The organism is Streptomyces sp. NPDC093071, from assembly GCF_044754545.1.
GTDB lineage: Bacteria > Actinomycetota > Actinomycetes > Streptomycetales > Streptomycetaceae > Streptomyces.
In genome coordinates this window covers 1,135,740-1,157,864 of record NZ_JBIVPH010000001.1, presented here as the reverse complement: position 1 = coordinate 1,157,864, position 22,125 = coordinate 1,135,740, and the positions used below count along the sequence as shown (strand labels likewise).

General features: G+C 73.1%; 19 protein-coding genes and 2 pseudogenes. 19 read left to right on the top strand and 2 right to left on the bottom strand.

What is annotated here, in order from left to right; all coding sequences use genetic code 11:
• Window position 1 precedes the first annotated feature (1 nt).
• From ACIQD7_RS04825 to ACIQD7_RS04775, 11 genes are all read left to right on the top strand, one after another.
• Complete coding sequence (locus ACIQD7_RS04825) at window positions 2-1,795, top strand: asparagine synthase-related protein (RefSeq protein ID WP_402439388.1); 1,794 nt, start codon at window positions 2-4, stop codon at window positions 1,793-1,795.
• A gap of 12 nt (window positions 1,796-1,807) precedes the next feature.
• Window positions 1,808-2,059, top strand: coding sequence for a lasso peptide biosynthesis PqqD family chaperone (locus ACIQD7_RS04820; protein WP_045322587.1), 252 nt, complete (start codon window positions 1,808-1,810; stop codon window positions 2,057-2,059).
• Window positions 2,056-2,496, top strand: coding sequence for a lasso peptide biosynthesis B2 protein (locus ACIQD7_RS04815; protein WP_402439386.1), 441 nt, complete (start codon window positions 2,056-2,058; stop codon window positions 2,494-2,496). Before ACIQD7_RS04820 ends, ACIQD7_RS04815 begins: the two co-directional genes overlap by 4 nt.
• Window positions 2,493-4,439: an ABC transporter ATP-binding protein gene (locus ACIQD7_RS04810; RefSeq protein ID WP_402439384.1), complete on the top strand. Its 1,947-nt coding sequence runs from the start codon at window positions 2,493-2,495 to the stop codon at window positions 4,437-4,439. Before ACIQD7_RS04815 ends, ACIQD7_RS04810 begins: the two co-directional genes overlap by 4 nt.
• Entirely contained in the window at window positions 4,436-4,726 is a 291-nt protein-coding gene (locus ACIQD7_RS04805; protein WP_366085996.1) for a helix-turn-helix transcriptional regulator, read from the top strand. Before ACIQD7_RS04810 ends, ACIQD7_RS04805 begins: the two co-directional genes overlap by 4 nt.
• A 123-nt stretch (window positions 4,727-4,849) precedes the next feature.
• Window positions 4,850-5,038, top strand: a complete 189-nt coding sequence (locus ACIQD7_RS04800; protein ID WP_366085997.1) for an FDLD family class I lanthipeptide — start codon at window positions 4,850-4,852, stop codon at window positions 5,036-5,038.
• Between the two features lie 100 nt (window positions 5,039-5,138).
• Window positions 5,139-6,476 carry a lanthionine synthetase C family protein gene (locus ACIQD7_RS04795; protein ID WP_402439381.1) on the top strand — a complete coding sequence of 446 codons (1,338 nt, stop codon included), beginning with the start codon at window positions 5,139-5,141 and terminating at the stop codon, window positions 6,474-6,476.
• Between the two features lie 5 nt (window positions 6,477-6,481).
• Window positions 6,482-9,571, top strand: a complete 3,090-nt coding sequence (locus ACIQD7_RS04790) for a lantibiotic dehydratase (RefSeq protein ID WP_402439379.1) — start codon at window positions 6,482-6,484, stop codon at window positions 9,569-9,571.
• On the top strand, window positions 9,568-11,352 hold the full coding sequence (locus tag ACIQD7_RS04785) for an ABC transporter ATP-binding protein (protein ID WP_402439377.1): 1,785 nt from the start codon (window positions 9,568-9,570) through the stop codon (window positions 11,350-11,352). The genes ACIQD7_RS04790 and ACIQD7_RS04785 overlap by 4 nt, the downstream gene beginning before the upstream one ends.
• Before the next feature lie 9 nt (window positions 11,353-11,361).
• Window positions 11,362-12,309, top strand: coding sequence for an LLM class flavin-dependent oxidoreductase (locus ACIQD7_RS04780; RefSeq protein WP_402439375.1), 948 nt, complete (start codon window positions 11,362-11,364; stop codon window positions 12,307-12,309).
• 76 nt (window positions 12,310-12,385) lie between these two features.
• Window positions 12,386-13,579, top strand: coding sequence for an erythromycin esterase family protein (locus ACIQD7_RS04775; protein ID WP_402439373.1), 1,194 nt, complete (start codon window positions 12,386-12,388; stop codon window positions 13,577-13,579).
• 12 nt (window positions 13,580-13,591) lie between these two features.
• Here ACIQD7_RS04775 and ACIQD7_RS04770 read toward each other — a convergent pair whose 3' ends face one another.
• The gene (locus ACIQD7_RS04770; protein ID WP_402439371.1) at window positions 13,592-14,122 is read right to left on the bottom strand and encodes a hypothetical protein; all 531 of its coding nucleotides are present in this window, start codon (window positions 14,120-14,122) and stop codon (window positions 13,592-13,594) included.
• 620 nt (window positions 14,123-14,742) lie between these two features.
• Between ACIQD7_RS04770 and ACIQD7_RS04765 the strand changes: the two genes are divergently transcribed.
• From ACIQD7_RS04765 to ACIQD7_RS04730, 8 genes and pseudogenes are all read left to right on the top strand, one after another.
• Window positions 14,743-15,063 (top strand): hypothetical protein, encoded by a 321-nt coding sequence (locus ACIQD7_RS04765; RefSeq protein WP_402439369.1) that lies wholly within the window; start codon window positions 14,743-14,745, stop codon window positions 15,061-15,063.
• Window positions 15,064-15,413: 350 nt separating this feature from the next.
• Window positions 15,414-15,628 (top strand): annotated as a pseudogene (locus ACIQD7_RS04760) (2-oxoglutarate ferredoxin oxidoreductase subunit alpha); the annotation flags it as partial.
• Between the two features lie 163 nt (window positions 15,629-15,791).
• Window positions 15,792-16,265 carry a thioesterase domain-containing protein gene (locus ACIQD7_RS04755; RefSeq protein ID WP_402439367.1) on the top strand — a complete coding sequence of 158 codons (474 nt, stop codon included), beginning with the start codon at window positions 15,792-15,794 and terminating at the stop codon, window positions 16,263-16,265.
• A gap of 12 nt (window positions 16,266-16,277) precedes the next feature.
• On the top strand, window positions 16,278-17,186 hold the full coding sequence (locus tag ACIQD7_RS04750) for a metallophosphoesterase family protein (protein WP_402439366.1): 909 nt from the start codon (window positions 16,278-16,280) through the stop codon (window positions 17,184-17,186).
• The gene (locus ACIQD7_RS04745; RefSeq protein ID WP_402439364.1) at window positions 17,183-17,893 is read left to right on the top strand and encodes a 4'-phosphopantetheinyl transferase; all 711 of its coding nucleotides are present in this window, start codon (window positions 17,183-17,185) and stop codon (window positions 17,891-17,893) included. Before ACIQD7_RS04750 ends, ACIQD7_RS04745 begins: the two co-directional genes overlap by 4 nt.
• Window positions 17,894-17,944: 51 nt before the next feature.
• Window positions 17,945-18,323, top strand: a pseudogene (locus ACIQD7_RS04740) (carboxyl transferase domain-containing protein); the annotation flags it as partial.
• A 94-nt stretch (window positions 18,324-18,417) separates the two neighbouring features.
• The gene (locus ACIQD7_RS04735; RefSeq protein ID WP_402439362.1) at window positions 18,418-20,103 is read left to right on the top strand and encodes a PP2C family protein-serine/threonine phosphatase; all 1,686 of its coding nucleotides are present in this window, start codon (window positions 18,418-18,420) and stop codon (window positions 20,101-20,103) included.
• Window positions 20,103-21,431: a peptide ligase PGM1-related protein gene (locus ACIQD7_RS04730; RefSeq protein ID WP_402439360.1), complete on the top strand. Its 1,329-nt coding sequence runs from the start codon at window positions 20,103-20,105 to the stop codon at window positions 21,429-21,431. The genes ACIQD7_RS04735 and ACIQD7_RS04730 overlap by 1 nt, the downstream gene beginning before the upstream one ends.
• A gap of 15 nt (window positions 21,432-21,446) precedes the next feature.
• On the opposite strand, the gene ACIQD7_RS04725 is transcribed toward ACIQD7_RS04730, so the two are convergent.
• Window positions 21,447-22,106 (bottom strand): response regulator transcription factor, encoded by a 660-nt coding sequence (locus ACIQD7_RS04725; protein WP_121827648.1) that lies wholly within the window; start codon window positions 22,104-22,106, stop codon window positions 21,447-21,449.
• Between the last annotated feature and the right edge of the window lie 19 nt (window positions 22,107-22,125).

The following is a 22,125-nucleotide window of genomic DNA, read 5'->3' as shown; positions in this document are numbered from 1 at the left end:
GATGACAGGCCACGGCGAGGGTTGGTTCGCGCTGTTTCCGGACTGTGAGGCCGCCCTCGCCGTGGCCTCCCGCCTGGAACCGCGCGCCGCACGGACCCTCACACACCCGTCCGGAAACCCGTTCATCGTGGGCGACTGGGCCGGTTCCGTCCACGCCCGCAACAGCCACGGACTCTTCGTGGCGCTCCTCGGGCACACCCCGGTCGGCGCCGCCGAACTCGAGTCGCACCTCGCCGGGGTGCGCGAGATCGAGGCGCTCGACCGGCTGACCGCCCGCCTGCCCGGGAACTTCCACGTCGTCGTCGAGGCCCACGGCGAGATCCACGCCCGTGGCACGGCCGCCGGGCTGCGCCGCCTCTTCCACGCCACCACCGACGGCTTCACCGTCGCCGCCAACCGCGCCGACGTCCTGGCCCGGATCGTCGACGCGCCTGTCGACGAGGATGTCCTCGCGCTGCGCCTGCTGGACTTCGTCCCGCACCCCTTGGGCGATGTCCCGCTCTGGCGCGGGGTCCACGCGGTCGTCCCCGGCGAACTCCTTCGGTTCGGCCGCACCCCCACCCGCACCGCCCGCTGGTGGGAACCGCCGCGCACGCACGTCCCGCTCGCCGAAGGCGCCGAGGCGCTCCGCCGCGCGCTCGACCAGGCGGTACGGACACGGGTGGAGGCGGCTGGCACCGTCAGCGCCGACCTGTCCGGCGGGCTGGACTCCACCACCGTCTGCGCGCTCGCCGCTCCGGTGAGCGCCGGGCCGCTGCCCGCGCTCACCATGCCGAGCCGGGACCCGGGCGACGACGACGTGCGGTGGGCGCGGCTCGCCGCCGCGGAGATCGACGGCCTCGACCACGTCCTGCTCGACATCGACGAGATCCCGCTCTTCTACAGCGGCCTGCTCGACGTGCGCGGCCCTGTCGACGAACCCCTGCCCACCATCCTCGACCAGCCGCGCCAACTCGTCGGCCACGACGCCCTCCTGGCCGGCGGTTCGCGCCTGCACCTGACCGGTATGGGCGGCGACCACGTCCTGTGGGGGCACCCGGCCCACCACCGCGACCTGCTGACCAGCCGCCCCCTCACGGCGCTGCGCAGCATCCGCGGCTACCGGGCCCAGAACCGCTGGTCGATGAGGGAGACGCTGTCGGTGCTCACCGATCGCCGCCCGTACGGCCAGTGGCTCGCCGACGCCGCCGACGAGATCACCGCGCCGCGTCCCGCCCCGCACAGCCCGGACGTCTTCGGCTGGGACATCCCGCCCCGCCTCCCCGGCTGGGCCACGCCCGACGCGGCCGCCTCCGTACGCCGGAGTCTGCGGGAGGCCGCCCGCACCGCCCAACCGCGCGGCGCGACCCGGGCTCTCCACAACGAACTCCACACCCTGCACCACGGCACGCGCGCCACACGGATCCTGCACCAGGTCGCCGAGCACAGCGGGCTGCCGCTGGCCAGCCCCTTCCTCGACGACGCGGTGGTCGAGGCGTGCTGGTCCGTCCGGTCCGAGGAGCGCGCCACGCCCTGGGAGTTCAAACCACTGCTCAAGACCGCGATGCGCGGCCGGGTCCCCGACGCCCTGCTGCGCCGCACGACCAAGGGCGAGGCGTCGGCCGACGCGGCCAACGGCCTGCGCGAGAACCGGGGCCGGATCGCCGATCTGTGGCGGGACTCGCACCTCGCCACGGCCGGGCTGGTCGACGCCGAGCGGCTCGTGGACATCACCCTGCGGCCCTCGTCTCCCGAACTGCGGCACGGCGGCCTCGACACCACGCTCGCCTGCGAGATCTGGCTCCGCACCATCTAAAGGGGAAACGCGATGCAACTGCGCGAGGACGTGTCCTTGGTCGACACGGACTACGGCAAGGTCCTGCTCGACGGCGGCACCGGCGAGTACTGGGAGCTCAATCCGACCGGCAGTCTGGTCCTGACGGGTCTGCTCGCCGGCAGACCGGCCGGGGAGATCGCCGCCACCCTCTGCGCCGCGTTCGACGTGGACGGCGACCGTGCGACGGCCGACGTCACCGCGCTCCTGACCGCGCTGCGCGACGCCCGCCTGGTACGGCCATGAGCTTCCACCCCGTGCCGGAGGCCCACACCGGGACCACGTTCGCGCAGCGCGCCGCCGCCCGCCTCGCCGTGGCGGCGGCCCGCCCCCTGCTCCTGCTGTCCCCCGCCCGCCTCGGACGGTTCCTTCGCCTGGTGGCGCGTGGCGCGCGCCCGGCCGGACACGACCGTACGTACCGGGCGCGCCAGGCGGTCACCACGGTCAGCGCGGTGTGCGCGGGGCGTGAGGGCTGCCTGCCCCGGTCGGTGGCCACGGCGCTGCTGTGCCGGGCCCGGGGGGAGTGGCCCACCTGGTGCGTCGGCGTCCGCGCCGCGCCGCCCTTCGGCGCCCACGCCTGGGTGGAGGCGGAGGGTCTGCTGGTTGGCGAGGAACTGCCCGAGAGCTACTTCCGGGTGCTGATCAGCGTGGGCCCCCGGACCGAGGAGAGGAGCCGCCCATGACGGAACCGCCCGTCAGCAGGCCCATGACCGACCCGCTCGCGACCGGAGACTCGCCCGGGCCCACGACCGCTCCCCAGGCCGAGCCCGTGACCGAGCCGACCGCCGGGGTCGCCGGGACCGCCCGGGGCGGCGAAGGAGGAGAGGACGCCGAGCCGCCCGAGGGCCCCCGCCCCGGCGCCGGTGATCTGCTGCGGCTACTGCGCGGCAGCGGCAGGACCGTCGGCGCCGCGCTCGCGCTGACCGTCGTCGGCACCGTACTCGGCCTGCTCCAGCCTCTTCTGACGATGCGCCTGATCGACAGGGTCGCCGCCGATCGGACCTTCTCGCTGCTCGTCGTCGCGCTGGCCGCCCTCTTCCTTGCTCAGGCGGCGCTGGAGGCGTGCGGCCAGTATCTGCTGGACGTGACTGGCGAGAGCGTCGTGCGGCGCCTGCGCCGACGGCTCGTCGAGCGGCTGCTCTTCGTCCGGGTACGCGAGCTCGACGGCCGACGGGTGGGCGACCTGCTGTCGCGCGTCGGCACCGACACCACCGTGCTCCGCGACATGGTGGCGGGCAGCTTCGTGCAACTGGTCACCGTCTCCGTGACCGGCGTCGGCGCGGCCGGACTGATGCTCTGGATCGACCCGGTGATGTTCCTCGTCGTCGCCGCCACGCTGCTGGTCGCCGCCGTCCTTGTCGCCGGGGTGATGGCAGGCATCCGTACCAGTACGGAACAGGCCCTGGCCGGTGTCGGCGCGATGACCGCCGACCTCGAACGCGCCCTCGGCGGCATCCGGACCGTACGGGCCGCCCGCGCCGAGCTCCGGGAGGCCGAGCGCATCGGTGCGGACGTGGACACGGCCTACACCGCGGGCGTGCGTTCGGCCCGGCTCGGTTCCGTCGTCGGGCCCGCCATGGAGATCGCGGTCAACGGATCCTTCCTGCTCGTGCTGCTGATCGGAGCCGTCCGGGTCTCCGGCGGCTCCATGTCCGTCAGCGAACTGGTCGCCTTCCTGCTCTTCGCCACCTACCTCGTCATGCCGCTCGCGGGCCTCTTCAACGCGCTCAGCCTCATCCAGCGCGGCCTCGGGTCGCTCCGCCGCATCGAGGACGTCCTCCGGCTGCCCGTCGAAGGCTCCGAGGGGGCCGACCCGAGTGGGCCGGCCCCGGCCGCCGTCCCCTCCGGCCCGGTCTCCTCGTCCCTGCTCGACGTGCGCGGCGTCGCGTTCTCCTACGGTGACCGGCCCGTGCTGCGCGACGTCTCCTTCTCCGTGCCCCGGACCGGGCTCATCGCTCTCGTCGGGCGGTCCGGCGCGGGGAAGACCACGCTCGTCTCGCTCGTCGAGAAGTTCTACGAGCCCGACCACGGACAGCTCCTCTTCGACGGCAAGGAGCTCCGCGGAGTCGCCCCCCGCGCCCATCGCGCCCGTATCGGACTGGTCGAGCAGCACGCGCCCCTGCTCTACGGAACACTGCGTGACAATCTCGCCTACGCGAGCCCGGAAGCCAGCGAGGAGGCAATTCTCGAAACGCTGCGGATGGTGAATCTGGCCGAACTCGTCGAACGCCTTCCGGGCGGTCTGGAAACCGCCGTCGGAGACCGCGGTTTCAACCTTTCCGGCGGCGAACGCCAGCGCGTCGCCATCGCCCGCGCGCTGCTTCCCAGGCCCGAACTCGTCCTGCTCGACGAACCGACCTCACAACTCGATCCGATCAACGAACGCGACCTCACCGACATGCTCCGGGGCATCTCCCGGGAACGCGCGCTGCTCGTCGTCGCGCACCGCATGTCGACCGTGCGCGCCGCCGACCGGATCGTCGTCCTGGACGACGGCCGGGTCAGCGCCGTCGGCACCCACGAACAACTGCTGGCGGAGGACCCGTTCTACCGCAGGCTGACCACCGACCACCTCGCGCGGCCGCTGGGCAGGGCCGCCGCAGACAGGAGCGTCGCAGCACCGTGAGCGAGACCGAGACACCGCACGCCGCACCCGCCCGCGCGCCGGGCGGGCCGCACTGGAAACCGGCGCTGGGACGCGTCGGCCGACTCACCCCGCGGGAGCAGGAGACCTTTCTGCTGCTCGCCGAGGGGCTCTCGAACGAGTCGATGGCGCAGCGCCTGCACGTCACCGAGAGAACCGTGCGCGCACATGTCGCCGCCGTCATGGAGAAACTGGAACTCTCGTCCCGCCTCGCCGTGTGCCTGGCTTCCTACGCATTCGCCACGGAAGGAATTTCCCGGCCGGTGTGAATATTGTCGCCACGGCCAATGGAAGAGACGAACGCGATTCGACAGGATTTCTCCAGCGCCGGGAAATCACCGGCGACCCCGGCGGATTCGGCCGCCGGGAAAGGAACTCCGAAAGGAAGAGTCATGTCGGACGCATTCGACCTGGACGCCCGTATCTCCGCCCCCGCCGCCGGCCCCGCCGGTGAGCAGGCGCCCCCGCCGTCGGTCTCGACGATCGCCACCCGCACCGTCTGCACCCGGGTCGGCTGCAGCGTCACCAAGACGTGTGCCTGCACCTCGATGTGCACGATCCTCTGCGTGGCCCCCAAGTAGGCACGGGCTGAACGTTCGACGGGTGCTGCCGTGGTGGAGACACGGCAGCACCCGTCGACACAGCGCGAGCAGCACGCCGAACAGACAGGACTGGACTGACATGCACCTCGCCCACCACGGTACCGACACCTGGGCCGGTACGGCAGACCCCGCACTCGTGCGCCGCGCGCGGACGGCCGTCAGCCAGGTCGTGGCCGCGACCGCGACCCCCGCCCAGCTCGACGACCTCGCGCTCCGCGCAGCCGAACAGAGCGACACCTCCGGCGCCTGGTACCCGCCCAGTCTCACCCACGGCCTGGCCGGTTCGGCCCTCCTCCACCTGTACGCCGCCCGCGCCGGGCTCGGTGAACCGGAGACCGCGTACACCCACATACGCGAGGCGGTCCTGTCCACCCAGATCGAACCCTTGGAGCACCACGGCCTGTTCGCCGGCACCAGCGGTCTCGCCCTCGCCCTCACCGACGTCGCCCGGGACGAGCCCCGCTTCGGGCCCAGCCTCGACCGGCTCAACGAGCAGCTCGCCGAACAGATCCTCGCCGCGCCCCCGCACCGGATCGAGCGCTCCGTCAGCGACCTCGACTACGACCTGGTCACCGGAGCCGCCGGCACCCTCGCCCACCTCGGCGCCGTCCCCTGTCCCTCGCCCCGGGTCGCCGAGGCCGTCGCCGTGCTCGTGGACCACCTCGTCTGGCTCGCCGGACCCGCCGAGACCGACGGCACCCCGCACCGCTGGCTCATCACCCCGGCGCACTACCCGCCCGTCGGCGACCACCACGTCAGGTACCCGCACGGATATCTCAACCTCGGCCTCTCGCACGGCGCTCCGGGCGTGGCCGCAGCTCTCGCCGCCGCCTGGGAGGCGGGCCACCGCAGGCCCGGCCAGCGCGAGGCCGTCGCCCACCTCACCCGTTGGATCCGGGACCGGGCCGGCACCGACGAGCACGGCCCCGTCTGGGGCGACGGCGTCCCCGTCGACGAGCACGGCCACGAGGCCGCCACCGGCCGCGGACACGACCGGATCGCCTGGTGCTACGGGACGGTCGGCGTCGCGGGCGCCCTGCTGACCGTTGCCGAGGCAACCGCCGACGAGGAACTCCGCACCGCCGCCGTCGCCGCCTTCGATGGCGCGCTCGCCCGTGCCGGACACCTGCGGCCGCTCTCGCCCACGCTCTGCCACGGGCTCGCCGGACTCGTCATGCTCACCCTGGAGTTCGCGCCGCACAGCACCGCCGCCCGCGACCGGCTGCCGGCCCTCGTCGGGGAGCTGCTCGACGACCACGACGCGGCACGTCCGCTCGGCTTCGCCGACCTGGAGGACCCCGACGTGCCCGTCGACGACCCGGGGCTCCTCACCGGCGCCACCGGCGTGGCCCTCACCCTGCTCGCCGCCCTCGGCGAGCAGCGGCCCCTTTGGTTCCGCGTCTTCCTCGCCCGGTGATGCCCATGCCGTCCTACGAGCCCGCCGGCTTCTTCCTGCTGCGCGCCCCGGTCCTGCCCGCCCGCACCTTCCTCGACCTCACCGAGGACCCGGCCCGCACCCCGGGTGCCCTCGTCGAACGGGCCCGCCGCCCCGACGTCGCCCGCGCCCTGCTCGTCGCCAGCGAGGACCTGGCCGGCAGCCTCGACCGCCTCGACGAGCTGCCCGAGAAGCGCGTCCGCCGCCTCCGCTCCGGACTGTTGCGCTACCTGACCCGCATGGCGACCCGGCCCACCCCCTTCGGAGCCTTCTCCGGCGTCGCGATGGGCGAGTTCGGCGCCGCCACCACCGCCCGGCTCGGCCGGCCCGAGGACCACCGGCTGCACGTCCGGGCCGACATGGGCTGGCTGCTGGCGCTCATCGAGAAGCTGGAGGAGGACGCGGACCTTCTGCGCCGGCTCCACCTCGTCCTCAACCCGACGGCCGCCCGCGCGGGCGACCGCGTCGTCCTGCCGCAGGCCGACAAGTACGGCCGCCACGACGAGCGGACCGTCCGCGTCCGGGCCACCCCCGCCGTCGACCTCGTCATGCGGACGGCCGCCGTGCCGGTCCCGTACGAGCGGCTCACCGCCGAACTCGCCGCCGCCTTCCCCGACGTGCCCGCCGAGACCGTCGAGGGCCTGGTCCGGCAGCTTTGGGACCTCGGCTTCCTCATCGGCGACCTGCGGCCGCCGCAGACCGCGGGGCGCCCCGAGCACCACGTCCTGAAGAAGCTGACCGACGTCCCCGCCGCCGCGACCACCGCCGAACGGCTCCGTGCCGTCGCCGACCTCGCCGACCGGGTCCACGACACCGCCTCGCTGCGCGCGCTCGCGGCGGCGCAGGACGAACTCGTGCCCGGCCACAGCGGGCGGAGCTACCAGGTCGATACCCTCCTCGACCTGCGCGAGCCGGTCCTCGACGCCTCGGTCGGACAGGCCGCGGCCGACGCCGTCGGCGTCCTGATGCGGCTCAGCGCCGCCCAGGGCAGGCGCGACCATCTGACGCGCTACCGCGAGGAGTTCAGCGAGCGGTACGGCGCCGGGACCCGCGTCCCGGTCCTCAGCCTACTCAGCCCCGACACCGGCCTGGACGCGCCGCCGACGTACACCAATCCGCCGCGCTCCATCGAGCTGCCCACCGCGCCGCCCGACGACACCGCCCGTCTGGACGGCGCACTGGTCGAGTTCGCCCAGCAGGCGTGGTGGGACCGGGCCGACGAGGTCGAGCTGACCGACGCCTGGCTCGACCGGCTCGCCCCGCCCGGCCCCATGCCCGACCCGCCGCCCGCGATGGAGGCGTACCTCCAGATCCACTCCGCCGACCGGCAGGCCCTGGACCGGGGGGAGTGGCGGGCGGTCCTGCGCCACGACAGCCTCACCTACGGAGGACGCACCTTCGGCCGCTTCGGCCACCTCCTCGGGGAGGACGCCGTGGAACGGCTCCGGGGATACGCGCGGCGCGAGGAGGCCCTCTTCCCCGACGTCGCCTACGCGGAGCTCGCCTTCCTGCCGCCGTACGGCCGCGCCGCCAACGTGACGCTCCGCCCGGCCGTCCGGCCCTACGAGATCCCCGTCAACACGGCCCCGTCGGTGGGCCCGGACCGGGTCGTGCCGTTGGACGACATCCTGGTCGGCGTCTCCGGGGACCGCTTCCACCTGTGGTCGCGCCGGCTCGACCGGGAGATCGTCGTGGCCCAGCACCACATGCTCAGCCCGACGCTTGCCCCGAACGTCGCCCGCTTCCTGATCGAGGCGTCCCTGGACGGCCACATACTGCCGACCGGCTTCCACTGGGGACCGGCGGAGACGGCTCCGTTCCTGCCGCGTGTCAGCCGCGGCAAGGTCGTCCTGCGGCCCGCCCAGTGGCGGCTCGCCGCCGGCGCCGTCGACGACCTCGACGGCTGGCGGGTCCGGTGGCGGGTGCCCCGGCACGTCTACCTCGTCGAGGCCGACCAGCGGCTGCTCCTCGACCTCGACCACCCCGCCTGCCGCGAGGAGCTCCGGGCGGAGTCGGCCAAGCGGACGAACGTCGTGCTGCACGAGATGCTGCCGTCCTTCGACGGCCTGTGGCTCCAGGACGAGGCGGGCGAGCGCTACGCCGCCGAGGTCGTCGTGCCCGTCGTCGCCCGCGACGCCGTGCGCGCCACGCGAGCGCCCGTGCCGCGCCACCGCCGGGCGGTACCGGTGGAGCGCCATGCCCCCGGCGGCCCCTGGACCTTCCTCAAGGTCTACGCGGCGCCCGAGCGGCAGGACGAGATCATCGCCGGCCCGCTCCTGGACCTGGTCGGAGAACTGGCTGCCCAGGAGCTCCTGGACCGCTGGTTCTACATCCGGTACGCCGACCCCTTCCCGCACCTGCGGCTGCGGGTGCGCGGCACCGACCCGGCCCGTACCCTCACCCAGGTCACCGCGTGGGGCCGGGGCCTCGTCGACCTCGGGCTCGCCCGCGACATCGAACTCGCCTCATACGCACCGGAGATCGCCCGCTACGGTGGCCCAGACGTCTTCGACGCGGCCGAACGGCTCTTCCGCGCCAACAGCGAGGCGACCGCCCTGCTGCTGTCCCGGCGGCTCGACATCAGGCCCGAGTTCCTCGCCGTCGCCGCTCTCGACACCCTCCACGTCCAGTGGGGCGTCGACCTCTCCCCGTACGCGGATCACGGCACCGGCCCGGACGAGGCCCATGTCCGCGACAGCCGCGCCCTGTTCCGCGCCCACCGCGACTACCTCTGCGAACTCCTCAGCCCCTGGGACCGCGACCCCCACCCGGAGGGCCGGGCCCACCGGTCGCTGCTCCAGGAGACCTTCGGGGCACAGGCGCCTGCGGTGGCGGAGACCGTGGAGGCGGTGCGAGCGGCCGCCCGGCAAGGCGTCCTCGTCGGCTCCGAGGAGCAGGTTCTCGCCAGCCTGGCCCACATGCAGATCAACCGGCTGCTGCCCATCGACCTCGATCGGGAGGCCCGCAGCCACGCCCTGTGGGCCCACGTCCGACGCGCGCTCCGCGGCCGCGAGGCCGCCGTCGGCGTCCCGACGACGAGCACGGCGTACACGGCGGCGGGGGAGGGGCGCGGATGATCTGGCTGCGCGTCAGCGGACTGTTCTGGCGACTCAGTCCGCTGCGGGTGACGGCCTTCACGGTCGTCTCCGTCCTGCTCGCCCTGATCCCGGCCGCCCAGATCGGGCTCGTCGCCACCGCCGTGCAGGGCGTGGCCGACGCCGTCACCGGCGACCCGGACGCCGGACGAACGGCTCTTCTCGTGGGCGGTGCGCTGCTGGGCGTGGGCCTGGTCAACCACGTCCTCGGCACCTTTCTCCAGTACCTCGACACCCTGCTGCGCCTGGAGCTCACCGCCCGCGTGGGCGAGTGGGTGATGCGCAAGGGAACCCGGCTCGACCTGGAGCAGTACGAGGACACCGAGATCTACGACACGATGCAGCGCGCCTTCCAGGAGAGCAACGGCGGCCGCGTCTACCAGGTCTTCACCCAGCTCCTGGAGGTCGCCCGGGAGCTGGTCACGCTGGCGACGGTCAGCATCGTGCTCTTCACCTGGAACCCCTGGATCGCCCTGGTGATCCTGGTCTCGCCCGTCCCGTCCGTGATCTCGTACATGTTCTTCAGCCACAAGGCGTACGAGATCGAGTACGAACGGGCCCCCGACCGCCGCCGCCTGTACTACTACCAGCACCTCACGACCACCGACCACACCTACAAGGAGGTGCGCCTTTTTCAGCTCGGACCGCACCTCCTGGAGCGGTACACCCGACTCGTGCGGACCTTCTTCGACGTGGACCGGCGCCTCGCCCACCGGCAGTCCGTACTCGGCGGTGTCCTTGGCCTGGTCAGCGTCGCCGCCTCGTCCGGCGCCGTGCTCTGGGCCATCCACACCACCACCGAAGCGGGCCAGGTCGGCCAGCTCGCCGGCTACCTCCAGGCGGTCGGCTCGATCCAGGTCTCCGCGCACGGCATGCTGCTCGGTATCGCCGCCCTCTACAAGGACAGTCTCTTCCTCGGCAACCTCTTTGCCTTCTTCGCCCTGCCCGAACGCCGGCTCAAGGGCGGCACCCGGCCCTTTCCGGACACGCTCCGCAAGGGCATCGAGTTCCGGGACGTGCGCTTCGTCTACCCCGGCACCGGCCGTGTCGTCCTCGACGGCGTCAGCTTCATCCTGCCGGCCGGCGAGTGCGTCGCCCTCGTCGGGCAGAACGGCGCCGGCAAGACCACCCTCGTCAAGCTCCTCACCCGCCTCTACGAACCGACGAGCGGGCAGATCCTCGTCGACGACGTTCCCATCGAGGAGTACGACCTCGACGATCTGCAACGCCACATGGGCGTCATCTTCCAGGACTTCATCCGCTACGAGCTGCCCGTCCGCGACAACATCGGCTTCGGCCGCGTCGAGGCCCGCGAGGACACCGCACGCATCGCGGAGGCCGCCCGCGCAGGCGGCGCTTCGGCGATCGTGGACGAGCTCCCGCAGGGCCACGACACCGTCCTCGGCCGCCACTTCGAGGACGGGCACCAGCTCTCCGGCGGACAGTGGCAGAAGATCGCCCTCAGCCGTGCCTTCATGAGGCGCGCCCCCGTCGTCGTCCTCGACGAGCCGACCGCGGCGATCGACGCCGAGGCCGAAGCCGAGATCTTCTCCCGGCTCCGGGACGTCGCCCGCGGCGCCACCTCCCTCGTCATCGCCCACCGCTTCTCCACGGTCCGGATGGCCGACCGGATCGTCGTCCTGGAGAACGGGAGGGTCATCGAGGACGGCGTCCACCAGGACCTGCTGCGAGCCGACGGCGTCTACGCCCGTCTCTTCCGAATCCAGGCTTCGGGCTATCTGACCGAAGCCGCGTCCTCCTGAGGCCGAACGATGCGCGTATCCGTCCTGTACCCCCTCATGCCGACGGACCCCGAGTCCCTCGTCCCCTTCGCCGCACTCGTCCGCGACGGCGGGGCCGCCCGCCTCTGGCAGGGCCAGTCGCTGAGCGCGGACACCCAGCAGGTCTTCGCCTATCTGGCCGGGCGGGGATACCGCGTCCCGGTCGGCACCAGCGTCGTCCTGATGCCACTGCGGCACCCCATGGAGGCCACGATCCAGTCCCGCTCCCTCGCGCTGCTCACCGGGCACCCCACCGTTCTCGGGCTCGGTCCCGCGACCCCGGACTTCGTCGCGGGACTGCACGGCAAGCCGTACGACAGCCCGCGCGACGCCTGCCTCGCCTACCTCCGGGAGGTGCGGCGACTGCTTGGTCCCGAGGACGACGGCGGCTCCGTCCGGCTCCCCCCACTGGCGCACCCCGGCGTCGAGACCGGACTCGGCGTGCTGCGTCCCGCGCTCGCACGCGCCGCCGGGCAGGTCGCGGACGCCGCGATCAGCTGGATGACCCCGCACGGCTATGTCCAGGACACCCTGCTGCCCGCCATGGCCAAGGGCGCCGCCGAGGCGGGCCGCCCCGTGCCGCGGGTCGTCACCGTTGTGCACGCCGCCGTCGATCGCCCGCACCGCAACCCGTACCGTCTCGCCTACACGGCCGCACGCGCCCACCTCGCCGGACCCCACTACACCGACATGCTCCGCCGTGCCGGGCTGCGCGTGCACCACAGCCGCCCGAACCTCGGCGCCCGCGCCCTCGTCGACGCCGGCGTCTTCCTGCATGGCTCCCCACACGAGATCGCCGCCGGACTGGCCGAATACGGGCGCGCGGGCGTGGACGAAGTTGTCGTCAACGCCGCGGGCGTGTATTCCGACCATGGCCGAGAGGACGCCGTACGAGACCTCAGGGAGATCCTGACGGCGTGCCGCGAAGCCGAGAGCTGACACACGATCGCGTGCGGCGACACGGGCGGGCCGCAGGAGCCACGCCACGCCGTGCGCAGGGAGGAGAGGCACCCCGGTGCCCGACGAGATCGCCCGCTGGCTGACCGAACACGCCCGCCCCCTGGACACGCTCACCCCAGGTGCGCCCACCGACGACCTGAAGCCGCTGGGGGAGATGCTGCGCGGCGCCCGGATCGTCGGCCTGGGCGAATCCACCCACGGCACAGCCGAGTTCTTCCGGCTCAAGCACCGGATCATGGAGTTCCTGGTCCACGAGGAAGGGTTCACCACCCTCGCCATGGAGGCCAGCGAGTCCGCCGCCCGCGCCCTGGACGCCTACGTTCGGCACGGCATCGGAGACCCGGCGCGGCTCGTCGCCCGGCTCGGCTTCTGGACCTGGCGCACGCGAGAGATGGTCGACCTCGTCGAGTGGCTCCACGCGCACAACCGGGACCTGGCCGAGGAGTGCCGGGTCCGTTTCGTCGGCATCGACCCGCAGCGCAGCGCCGACTCGGTCGAGGCCGTGACGTCCTTCCTGCGCGCGCACGTGCCCGGACGCGAGGAGGACGCCCGCGCCCTGGAGGTCCTGATCCACGCCCGCCCCGGCTCGCGCCCCGACCCCGAACAGGAGCTCCGACAGCGCGCCGAGGACGTCGCCCGCCACCTCGCCGACCACGCCGACGCCGAGCTGGTGGAGCACGCGCGGATCCTTGTCCGCGCCGCCGATCTCGTGACCCGCCCGCTCGACCAGTCCGCCGGGGAGGAGAGCGCCTTCGCCGTGCGCGATCGAGCCATGGCCGATGCCGTCGCCCGCCTCGTGGACGCCGATTCGGTGGCCCGGGTCATGGTCTGGGCGCATAACGGTCACCTCGCGAAGGGCACGTACGGGGACCGGGTCACCGCGCTCGGTAGCAGGCTCCGTGAGCGTTACGGTGACCGCTACTACGCCCTGGCCCTGCTCTTCGGCAAGGGCTCCTTCCTCGCCCGCAGGGACCTGCAGACCCCTCCTGTACGGCACCGCATCGGCACCGGAACCCGGTCCATCGAGGCACGGCTCGCCGACGCCCTGAAGGGCGACTACTACATCGACCTGCGCTGCACCGCCCCCTGGCTGCACGCGCCGCAGGCACAGCGCAGCTTCGGCGCCAACGTGCCGCGGTTCTCCTACCGCTTCCACACCGCGCCGCTCGTACCGGCGAAGGACTACGACGGCATCGCTTTCGTCGCCCGATCGACCTGCTCCCACCCGCTGCCGCAGACTGAGAAATGAGGGCAGACCTACTCACGGCCACATCTCCAGCAGGGCGTTCAGCGTCAGCTTCCACATCGGCTCGGCCCCCGTCCCGAAGGCGGCGGCGAGCGCGTACCCCACGGCGGCGTCGTGGGGCTCCGCGTGCTCGCCGCTGTTCGGCTCCTCCCACTCGGCGCTGACCGTCCCGTCCCCGGTCGACGTGAAGACGCCGAGGAGGCGGCCGTCGCGCAGCAGATGGCTGGTGCCCAGAGAGTCCGGCACCAGCAGATACCCGTGTCCCCGCGCCGCGGATTCGACCTCCACCCGGTACGAACGCCGGGTCAGGAAGCCCTTCGCAGGGCGCAGGGCCTCGTCCGCGCCGTCCACGCTCAGGGTAAGCCGCCCCTGTTCGCGCGTACCGATCGGCACATGGCTTTCCAGCGGGGTACCGGCGCTCCGCCGGATCTCGGTGCGCGGCAGCCCGTCACCGCTCACCGTCACCGTCCCGCCCTCGTGGCTGAGCGCGATGTGGACCATCCCGAAGAGCCGATCGGCGGCGGGCTTGTACGTGAACTCCTCCATCGGCGCGCTCTCCTCTCCTCGTCGCCCTGTTGATCGTCGCCTGCCAGTCTCCGTCAGGGTGGCGAGGACGGTTCCCTTTTCGGCCACGGAGTGGGACGAGCCGGGGAGAGCGTTGGGCGACCTGATCCAGGGAATGCCCCCGTCATGCACCCTGAACGGGCACCGCGACTGAGCTGGTAGACCACGCTGCTTCCGAGTCCACCCAGCTCTCCCCGGTCATCAGGTACACGGTGCCCAGCCGTCACTGCGTCCCACTGCTCGGCAAGAGGGAAGGCCGACGACCGTCGCGTGGAGCGCCGCTGATCGCTCCCCACCAGGGGGCTACGCGCGAGTGCATCGCGTCAGGGGGTGTAACGGTCCTCTGTGACGCTCGGCTGACGCTCTGGATGTCAGCAAGCGGGCTGGTGAGCCGAGAAGATGGGTCTGACCTGCCGTTCTTCAGGATCCGGCCTGGCCGATGTCTTTTCGATGACGCATCATGTGGAGTGCGTGGCGATTCTGGAGCCGGTGAAGTAGGGCTTCTGCGCTGCGGTTTCTCGGGTGCTCGGTACCAGGAACCGACCTCACGGCCAGATCCAGGCCTACGGCAGAAAGCCGGACGACGCGAGAGGCGTCATCGAGTGAGTGCGGCAGGGCGTGTGTCCGGTGAGGAGTGTGGACCGTGGACGGTCGTACTCGTCCTGCTGAATCTACTCGGCTGCTACCTGGGCTACGGCGCCCTGTTCACCCGGCCCGAGGGTGACTGGGACTCGGCCGCGATCGAGGGGATCGCCGCGGCCGCCGTGTTCCTGTGCGTCCTTGGCGTGCTCGGTCTTCTCCTCTCGTATGTGCCCGTGTGGCGCGGCGTTCTCGTCCGCTGGTGGCTGCTGCCACCTGCGGCGTTTCTGCTGTTCGGTATTGCGCGTCTGGTTCACATCGAGTACGCCTATCCGGTTTCCTGAGGCGTATCGCGTACGAATTCCTGGTGGGTACGTGGACATCCGAGAGGGCGATGGGACCGTCTTCCTCCAGGACGGCATCGGCACCGTCATCGTCCTGCGCGACCGAGCTGTCCCCGCCGAGGCCGGGTCGGTCCACGAGGCCGCCTACCTGCGCCCCTCCCGGGCCGTCACCTGCGCCGGGACGAGCGAGAAGTTCGGCATCTTCACCGCCATCTTGATGTCCGGCGGTGCCATCGGTCTCATCCTCGGCGGCGCACGCCGCCGCGAAGGCGGGCCAGGAGTAGCGGGCGGGTCGTACGCCGGAGAAGGACGAAGCATCCGGGGAGGCAGGGGAGTTCGCTGATCCCGTGAAGGAACTGCGTCGGCTCTATCGGGTGATCATTCGTTTCGCGCGTGGCTGCAGTGGCGGGGCGCAGGCGACCGGTTCACCTCGGAGGCGGTGTCGTTCGGGAACGGCCTCTCCGCGCTGCCGAACTTCCCGGCCGAGATCCGCGCTCCCGCCGGGACCCTGCCCGGTGTGTCCTCGTTCCAACTGCACTTCGCGAACCACGACATCCTCACCCCCCGGGGAGATCAGCGGCCTCCGCAAGGAATACGGGGCCAAGGGCATCACGCTGGAATACGGTGAACCGATCGAGGCCGCCGACGGGGTTGTCCTCAAGCCGTGAAGCCCGGGGCGCTCCGCGCGAGCGCGTCCGCCGAACCGTGTGAAAGGCCCTGAGGAACCCATGACCGCACAGATCGAAGACCTCTGGATACGGAACTTACGCCCGGCACCGGACGCCGCCGTCCGGCTCGTGGGCTTCCCGCACGCCGGAGGTTCGGCGGGCTTCTGCCTCACCGTCTCCCGGACCCTCGCGCTCGGCGTCGACGCCTTCGTCCGCCGGGACCGCCGGACCGAGCCGGTCGGTACGGACATCGGGGAGCCGGCCGGCCGGATCGCGGACGACCTGGCGGCCCGCGCCGACGACCGCCCGATCGTCCTCTTCGGGCACGGCATGGGCGCGTCGGTGACCTTCGAGGCCGTCCGCCGCCTCGCCGACGGCACCGCCCCGCTCGCCCGCCCCGTCCTCGCCCCCGTCGGCGAGGTCCGTGGCCGGGGACGGCACACCAGCGTCGGCTTCGGCCGGGAGGCCCTGACCGGCGGACGCCTCTCCCTCGTGCGGGAGCAGGCCGCCTCCCCGCTCCCCGTGGCGGGGTGACGGAGACCCGCCATGGCATACGAGACGCGCGGTGCCGCGCCATCCCCCACCGGTCGGCCGGCCCGGGCCGGCTCCCTGGTGGCCCTGAGCGACCTCCACGTCCACTACGCCGAGAACCGGCGGATCGTGGAGGGGATCAGGCCCGAGTCGGACCGGGACTGGCTGATCGTCGCGGGTGACGTCGGCGAGATCGTGGAAGAGATCGAGTGGGCGCTGACGCTGCTCGCCGACCGGTTCGCCAGAGTCGTCTGGGCGCCGGGGAACCACGAACTGTGGACGCCCCGGGAGGACCCCGTGCAACTGCGCGGCGAACGGCGCTACCGGCACCTGGTGGAGCTGTGCCGCTCGCTCGGCGTCGTCACCCCCGAGGACCCGTACCCCGTCTGGGAGGGCGAGGGCGGGCCGGTCACGATCGCCCCGCTGTTCCTGCTGTACGACTACACCTTCCGGCCGCCCGGGGTGACCTCCAAGGAGGTCGCGCTCGCCCGCGCGGAGGAGGCCGGCGTGGTCTGCACCGACGAGTTCCTGCTCCACCCCGACCCGTACCCCAGCCGCGAGGAGTGGTGCAGGGCCCGGCTCGCGCTCACCGAGGCCCGGCTGGCCGCGCTGCCGCCCGGCACCCGGACGGTCCTGGTCAACCACTTCCCGCTGGTCCGCAAGCCCACCGAGGTGCTGTGGCACCCCGAGTTCGCGCTGTGGTGCGGCACCGAGGCGACCGCGGACTGGCACCGCAGGTTCCACGCGGCGGCGGTCGTCTACGGACACCTGCACATCCCCCGCACCCTCACGCTGGACGGAGTTCCGTTCGAGGAGGTGTCGCTCGGCTACCCCCGGGAGTGGCGCCGGCGCACCACCCCGCCGGGCCGCCCGGTCCGCATCCTCCCGGCGGCGGGGACCGCGACGGGGGCGGAGGGCCCGTGATCGAGGAACTGCTGCCCGCGTCCGTCGCGGTCGAAGAGGCCTTCGGCGACCTGCCGGAGTCGGTCCTGTACGAGCAGGAGAAGGCGCTCGTGGCCGGAAGCACGGCTGAACGCCGCAAGGAGTTCGCGACCGTACGCGGCTGTGCCCGCGAGGCGCTCGCCCGGCTCGGCGTGTCGCCCGCCCCGATACTGCCCGGCCCGCGCGGCGCGCCCGGCCGGCCCGGGGGAGTCGTGGGCAGCATGACGCACTGCGCGGGCTACCGGGCGGCGGCGGTCGCGCGCTCCGGCGACGTGACGGCCCTCGGCATCGACGCGGAGCCCAACCGGCCGCTCCCCAGCACCGGAACGCTGGAACTGGTCACCCTCCCGGAGGAACGCCACTGGCTGCCGCGCATGGCCGCCCGGCACCCCGGGGTGAACTGGGACCGGCTCGTCTTCAGCGCCAAGGAGAGCGTCTACAAGGCCTGGTTCCCGATCACCGGGCGCCGGCTGGAGTTCGAGGACGCCCTGATCACCGTCGACGCGGAGGCCCGCACGTTCCACGCCCGGCTGCCGGTCCCCGGCCCGGTGACCCCGGACGGGCGGCGGCTCACCGGCTTCAGCGGCCACTGGGCGGTCCGGCAGGGACTCGTGCTCACCGCGATCGCCCTTCCGGCGACCTCTTTACCTCCGGACGCGGCCGCCATGTCCCCATGGGAAGAGGAGTAGTCGAGAGGCGTCGCAGTCCGATCGAGCGAGCCCGCCGATGCCCGTGGCCGGGTGGCCGAGCCGCACGTCCTGCGCGAGCGGGGCCTGGCGGGCCCGGGTGAGCGCGCGACCGGGGCGCAGCACGCCGGGGGCGAGCTGACCGCCGTGAGCGCAGCGGGCCGCTCCTCGATCGTGGTTCGTCCAGCGAGGTGGAGCAGTCGCGCCGGCACCGGGCGCAGGGCTTCGGCCCGGAGGCGAAAGAGCCCTACGCCGACGGTGTGGTCACCGGCTGGGGCACCGTCGAGGGCCGTGCGGTCTTCGTGTACGCGCACGACTTCCGGATCCTCGGCGGCGCGCTGGGCGAAGTCCACGCAACGAAGATTCACGAGGTCATGGGCATGGCCATCGCGGTCGGTGCCCCCTGGTGTCGTTGAACGGCGGGGCCGGGGCCCACCACGGCCGCACCCCCGCCGACCGGCACGGGCCCCGTGACAGAGCGGCGGCCGTCCGGGAGTACCGGTGCCCATCCGTGGGATGCTCGTTCCATGACGGGTAGCCACGACGAGCCGGACGTGCCTGAGCCGGGAAGAAACGGCTTCGGGGGAGCCGCCGCGCTCTCCCGCGCCGCCGGTGAGGGTTCCGTCTTCTCGTCGAGCCGCTACGTGGCCCGCCGGCAGCCGACGATGGCGGACGCGGGCCCGCGGCCGCCCGCCCTCACCGCGTCCGCCGTGCAGGAGGTGCTCGACGGACTGCCCGGCTCGGCGATCTTCCTCGTGCCGCTGACCGGGGCGGACGGCGAGGTCCAGGACTTCCGGATCGCGGCGGCCTCGCCCGACGCGCTGGACGTCGGCGGCCGCCGGGGCAAGGAGCTGGTGGGGCTCAGCGTCCTGGAGACGTACCCGAGCGTGCTCGGCACGGCCCTGTGGCGCGGCTACCTCGACGCGCTGGAGAACGGCGTCCGCTACGAAGGGGAACCCTTCGCGTACGAGGAGGTGCTCGCAGGCATCCCCCGCCTCTCCCGGTTCACCGTCCGCGCGAACGCCTGCCAGGGAGGGCTGATCGTCTCCTGGGTGCGCCTCGACAGCGGGGAGCGCGAGCAGCGCCGCCTGGAGGTGATGCAGCGCCTGGGGAACATGGGCTGGGCCAACTGGGACCTCGTCCGCGACGCCATCACCTGGTCGGAACAGGTCTACGACATCTTCGCCCGCGACCCCTCCCTCGGCCCGATGACCCTGGAGGAGCTGCCCGCGCACGTCCTGACCGAGGACCTGCCCGCCCTGGCCGGACAGGTGCGGCGCCTCCTCGGGGACGGGCAGGCCATCGACCACACCTTCCGCATCACCACCCCCCACGGGGAGGTCCGGCACCTGCGGATCGTCGCGGAGGCCGAGGCGGACGCCCACGGCTCGCCGGTCGAGGTCCACGGCTTCTTCCAGGACATGACCGCCGTGCAGCGGGCCAAGGAGCAGCTGCTCGAACGCGACCGCACCGCCGTGGCCCAGCAGGAGACGCTGACGGCCGAGCGCGTCCTCGCCGCCCGGCTCCAGCACGCCCTGCTGCCCCTTCCCCAGCAGTCGCTGCGCCTGGCCGGCCTCACCGTCGACGTCGCCTACCAGCCCCTCCAGCGGGGAATCAACGTCGGGGGCGACTGGTACAGCGCGATCGAACTGCCCGACGGCAGCGCGCTGCTCGTCGTCGGGGACGTCGCGGGCCACGGGCTCGACGCCGTGGCCACGATGGCCCAGCTGCGCTTCACCGCCAAGGGCATGGCCATCACCGGGACCCCGCTCGCCACGATCCTCGCCCGGCTCAACACCCTCCTGTGGCACAGCGCGGACCGCGCCTACAGCACGGCCACGATGATCATGGGCCGTTACGAGCCCTCCTCGGGCATCCTCACCTGGGTGCAGGCCGGCCACCTGCCGCCCCTGCTGCTGCGCGACGGAGAGGCCCGCTACCTGCCGTCGCCCCGGGGCGTGCTCCTGGGCGCCACGACCGCTCCGCGCTACGACTCGTCCGCCATCCGCCTGCTGCCCGGGGACCACCTGCTGTTCTTCACCGACGGCCTGGTCGAGGCCCCGGGGGAGCTCCTCGACGACGGCCTCGACCGGCTGGCCCGCACGGTGGCCGAGCGCGGCGCCGGCCCCCGGCCCCTGGGCGACGTCCTGGACGCCCTCGTCGACCCGGCCACCCGCCGCGACGACATCTGCGTCCTGCACGTCGGCGTCTGATGGGACGGACCGATCCCACGGAGCCGGACGGACCCCTCGTCCTCCACGCCAACCTCGTCTCCGGCCTCGCGGTCGACCCGGAGGAGCGCGTGGTGCTCCGTGCCTGGGCGGAGCAGGCGCCCCGGGAGGCGTGGCTGCTGCGGCCCGGCGACGTCCTCGTCTCCCCGGTGCCGGTCGGGGAGGATTTCCTGCGGTACGTCTGCGGTCTGACCGGCGTCCCCCGGGACTCGGTCGCGGTGGTCGTCCCGCCCGGGGACGGTACGGCGGACCCGTACCCCCACGTCGTCGGCGCGGTGGGCGGCCGGCCCTTCCGGGCGGTCCTCCCCACGGCCCTGGACGGGGCGGCGATCGGCCTGGCGCGGGCCCTGGGCGTCCCCGTCGCCCCGTACGCCTCCCCGGCGGAGGCCGAGGCCGCGCTCGACGTGACCGGGCTGCTCAACACGAAGGCCGGGTTCCGGAGTGCGGCGCTCGCCCTGGGCATGAGGCTGCCGGACGGCCTGGTCCGCCGCCGCGCGGGGGTGCCGGACGCCGTGCGGGAGCTCCTCGCCTCGTACGGCCGGGTCGTGGTCAAGCCCGACCGGTCGGCGGGCGGCCACGGCATGGTCTTCCTCCCGGGCGCGACGGGCACGACGAGTGCGACGGGCGTGGCGAGTACGACGGGCGTGGCCGGCGCGGCGGATCCGTGGGCCGGGGGCGAACTCCCGCCCGTGGGCGGCCCGGAAGGGCTGTGGGTCGTCGAGGAGCGGGTCGACGTGGCCCGGTCGGTGAGCGTCCAGATGGAGACCGGACCCGGCGGGACGAGGGCGCTGTTCAGCGGTGAGATGCGGACCGCGGAGGGCGCCTTCACCGGTTACCTCTCGCCCCTGCCCGCCCCGGCGGCGGACGTCGGGGCCGTCCTGGAGGCCTGGGGCCACGCCCTGGGCGGCTTCCTCGCGGCCCGCGGCTACGCCGGGCCCTTCGGCCTCGACGCGATGGTGACGCCCGACGGCGAGGTCCTTGCCGGAGAGAGCAACGTGCGGCGCACCGCCACCACCACCCCGCACGCCATGGTGACCCGCCTCACCGCCGGGACCGGGTCCGGGACCGGCGCTCCGGTCTGGGCGACGGGCACGGCGCGCACCCCGTCCGCGTGCTCCTTCGGGGAGGCCGTGGACCGGCTGCGCGGCGCGCGCCTCGCCTACGACCCGGCGCGCGGCGAGGGCGTCGTCCTGTACGCCGGGCCGCCGCCGGACGGGCGGACCTGGCGTTACGCGGTGATCGCCGGCGACCACGCGGGCGTGGCGCACCACGAGCGACGGCTGCGGGCCTCCTGGGCCGGCACCGGCTGAGGCGGGCCCCGCGCCCTACGGCTCGATCAGGCCCACCCGGATCGCGTACCGGGTGAGTTCGAGGCGGTCGCGCATCCCCAGCTTCTGGAGGAGGTTGGCGCGGTGGCGCTCGACGGTCTTGGGGCTGATGACGAGGAGGTCCGCGATCTCCTTGGAGCTGTGGCCCTCCGCGACGAGCTTGAGGATCTCCTCCTCGCGTTCGGTGACGGCCTTGTCGGGCAGCGGCCTGCCCTGTTCCGCCCGGTCGAGATAGGTGCGGATCAGGGCCGTCTCGGCGCCCGGGTAGATGAACGGCTCGTCGCGCACCGCCGCCCGGCACGCCTCCACCAGGTCGCGGTCGGCCACGGACTTCAGGACGTAACCGCTCGCCCCGGCCTTCAGGGCCTCGAAGAAGTACTGCTCGTTGTCGTACATCGTGAGGATCAGGATCCTCAGCTCCGGCTGGAGGCGGCTGAGTTCGCGGGCCGCCTGGAGTCCCGTCCGGCGGGGCATGGAGATGTCGAGGACGGCCAGGTCGATCCGCTCGGAGCGGGCCAGGGCGACGGCCTCCGCGCCGTCCGCCGCCTCCGCGACGACCGTGAGGTCCGGCTCGGCGTCGAGGATCAGCCGCACCCCGTTGCGCACCAGGGCGTGGTCGTCCGCGAGCAGGATCCGCGTCGGGCGGTCTCCGGTCACGACGCCCCCTTTCCCGCGT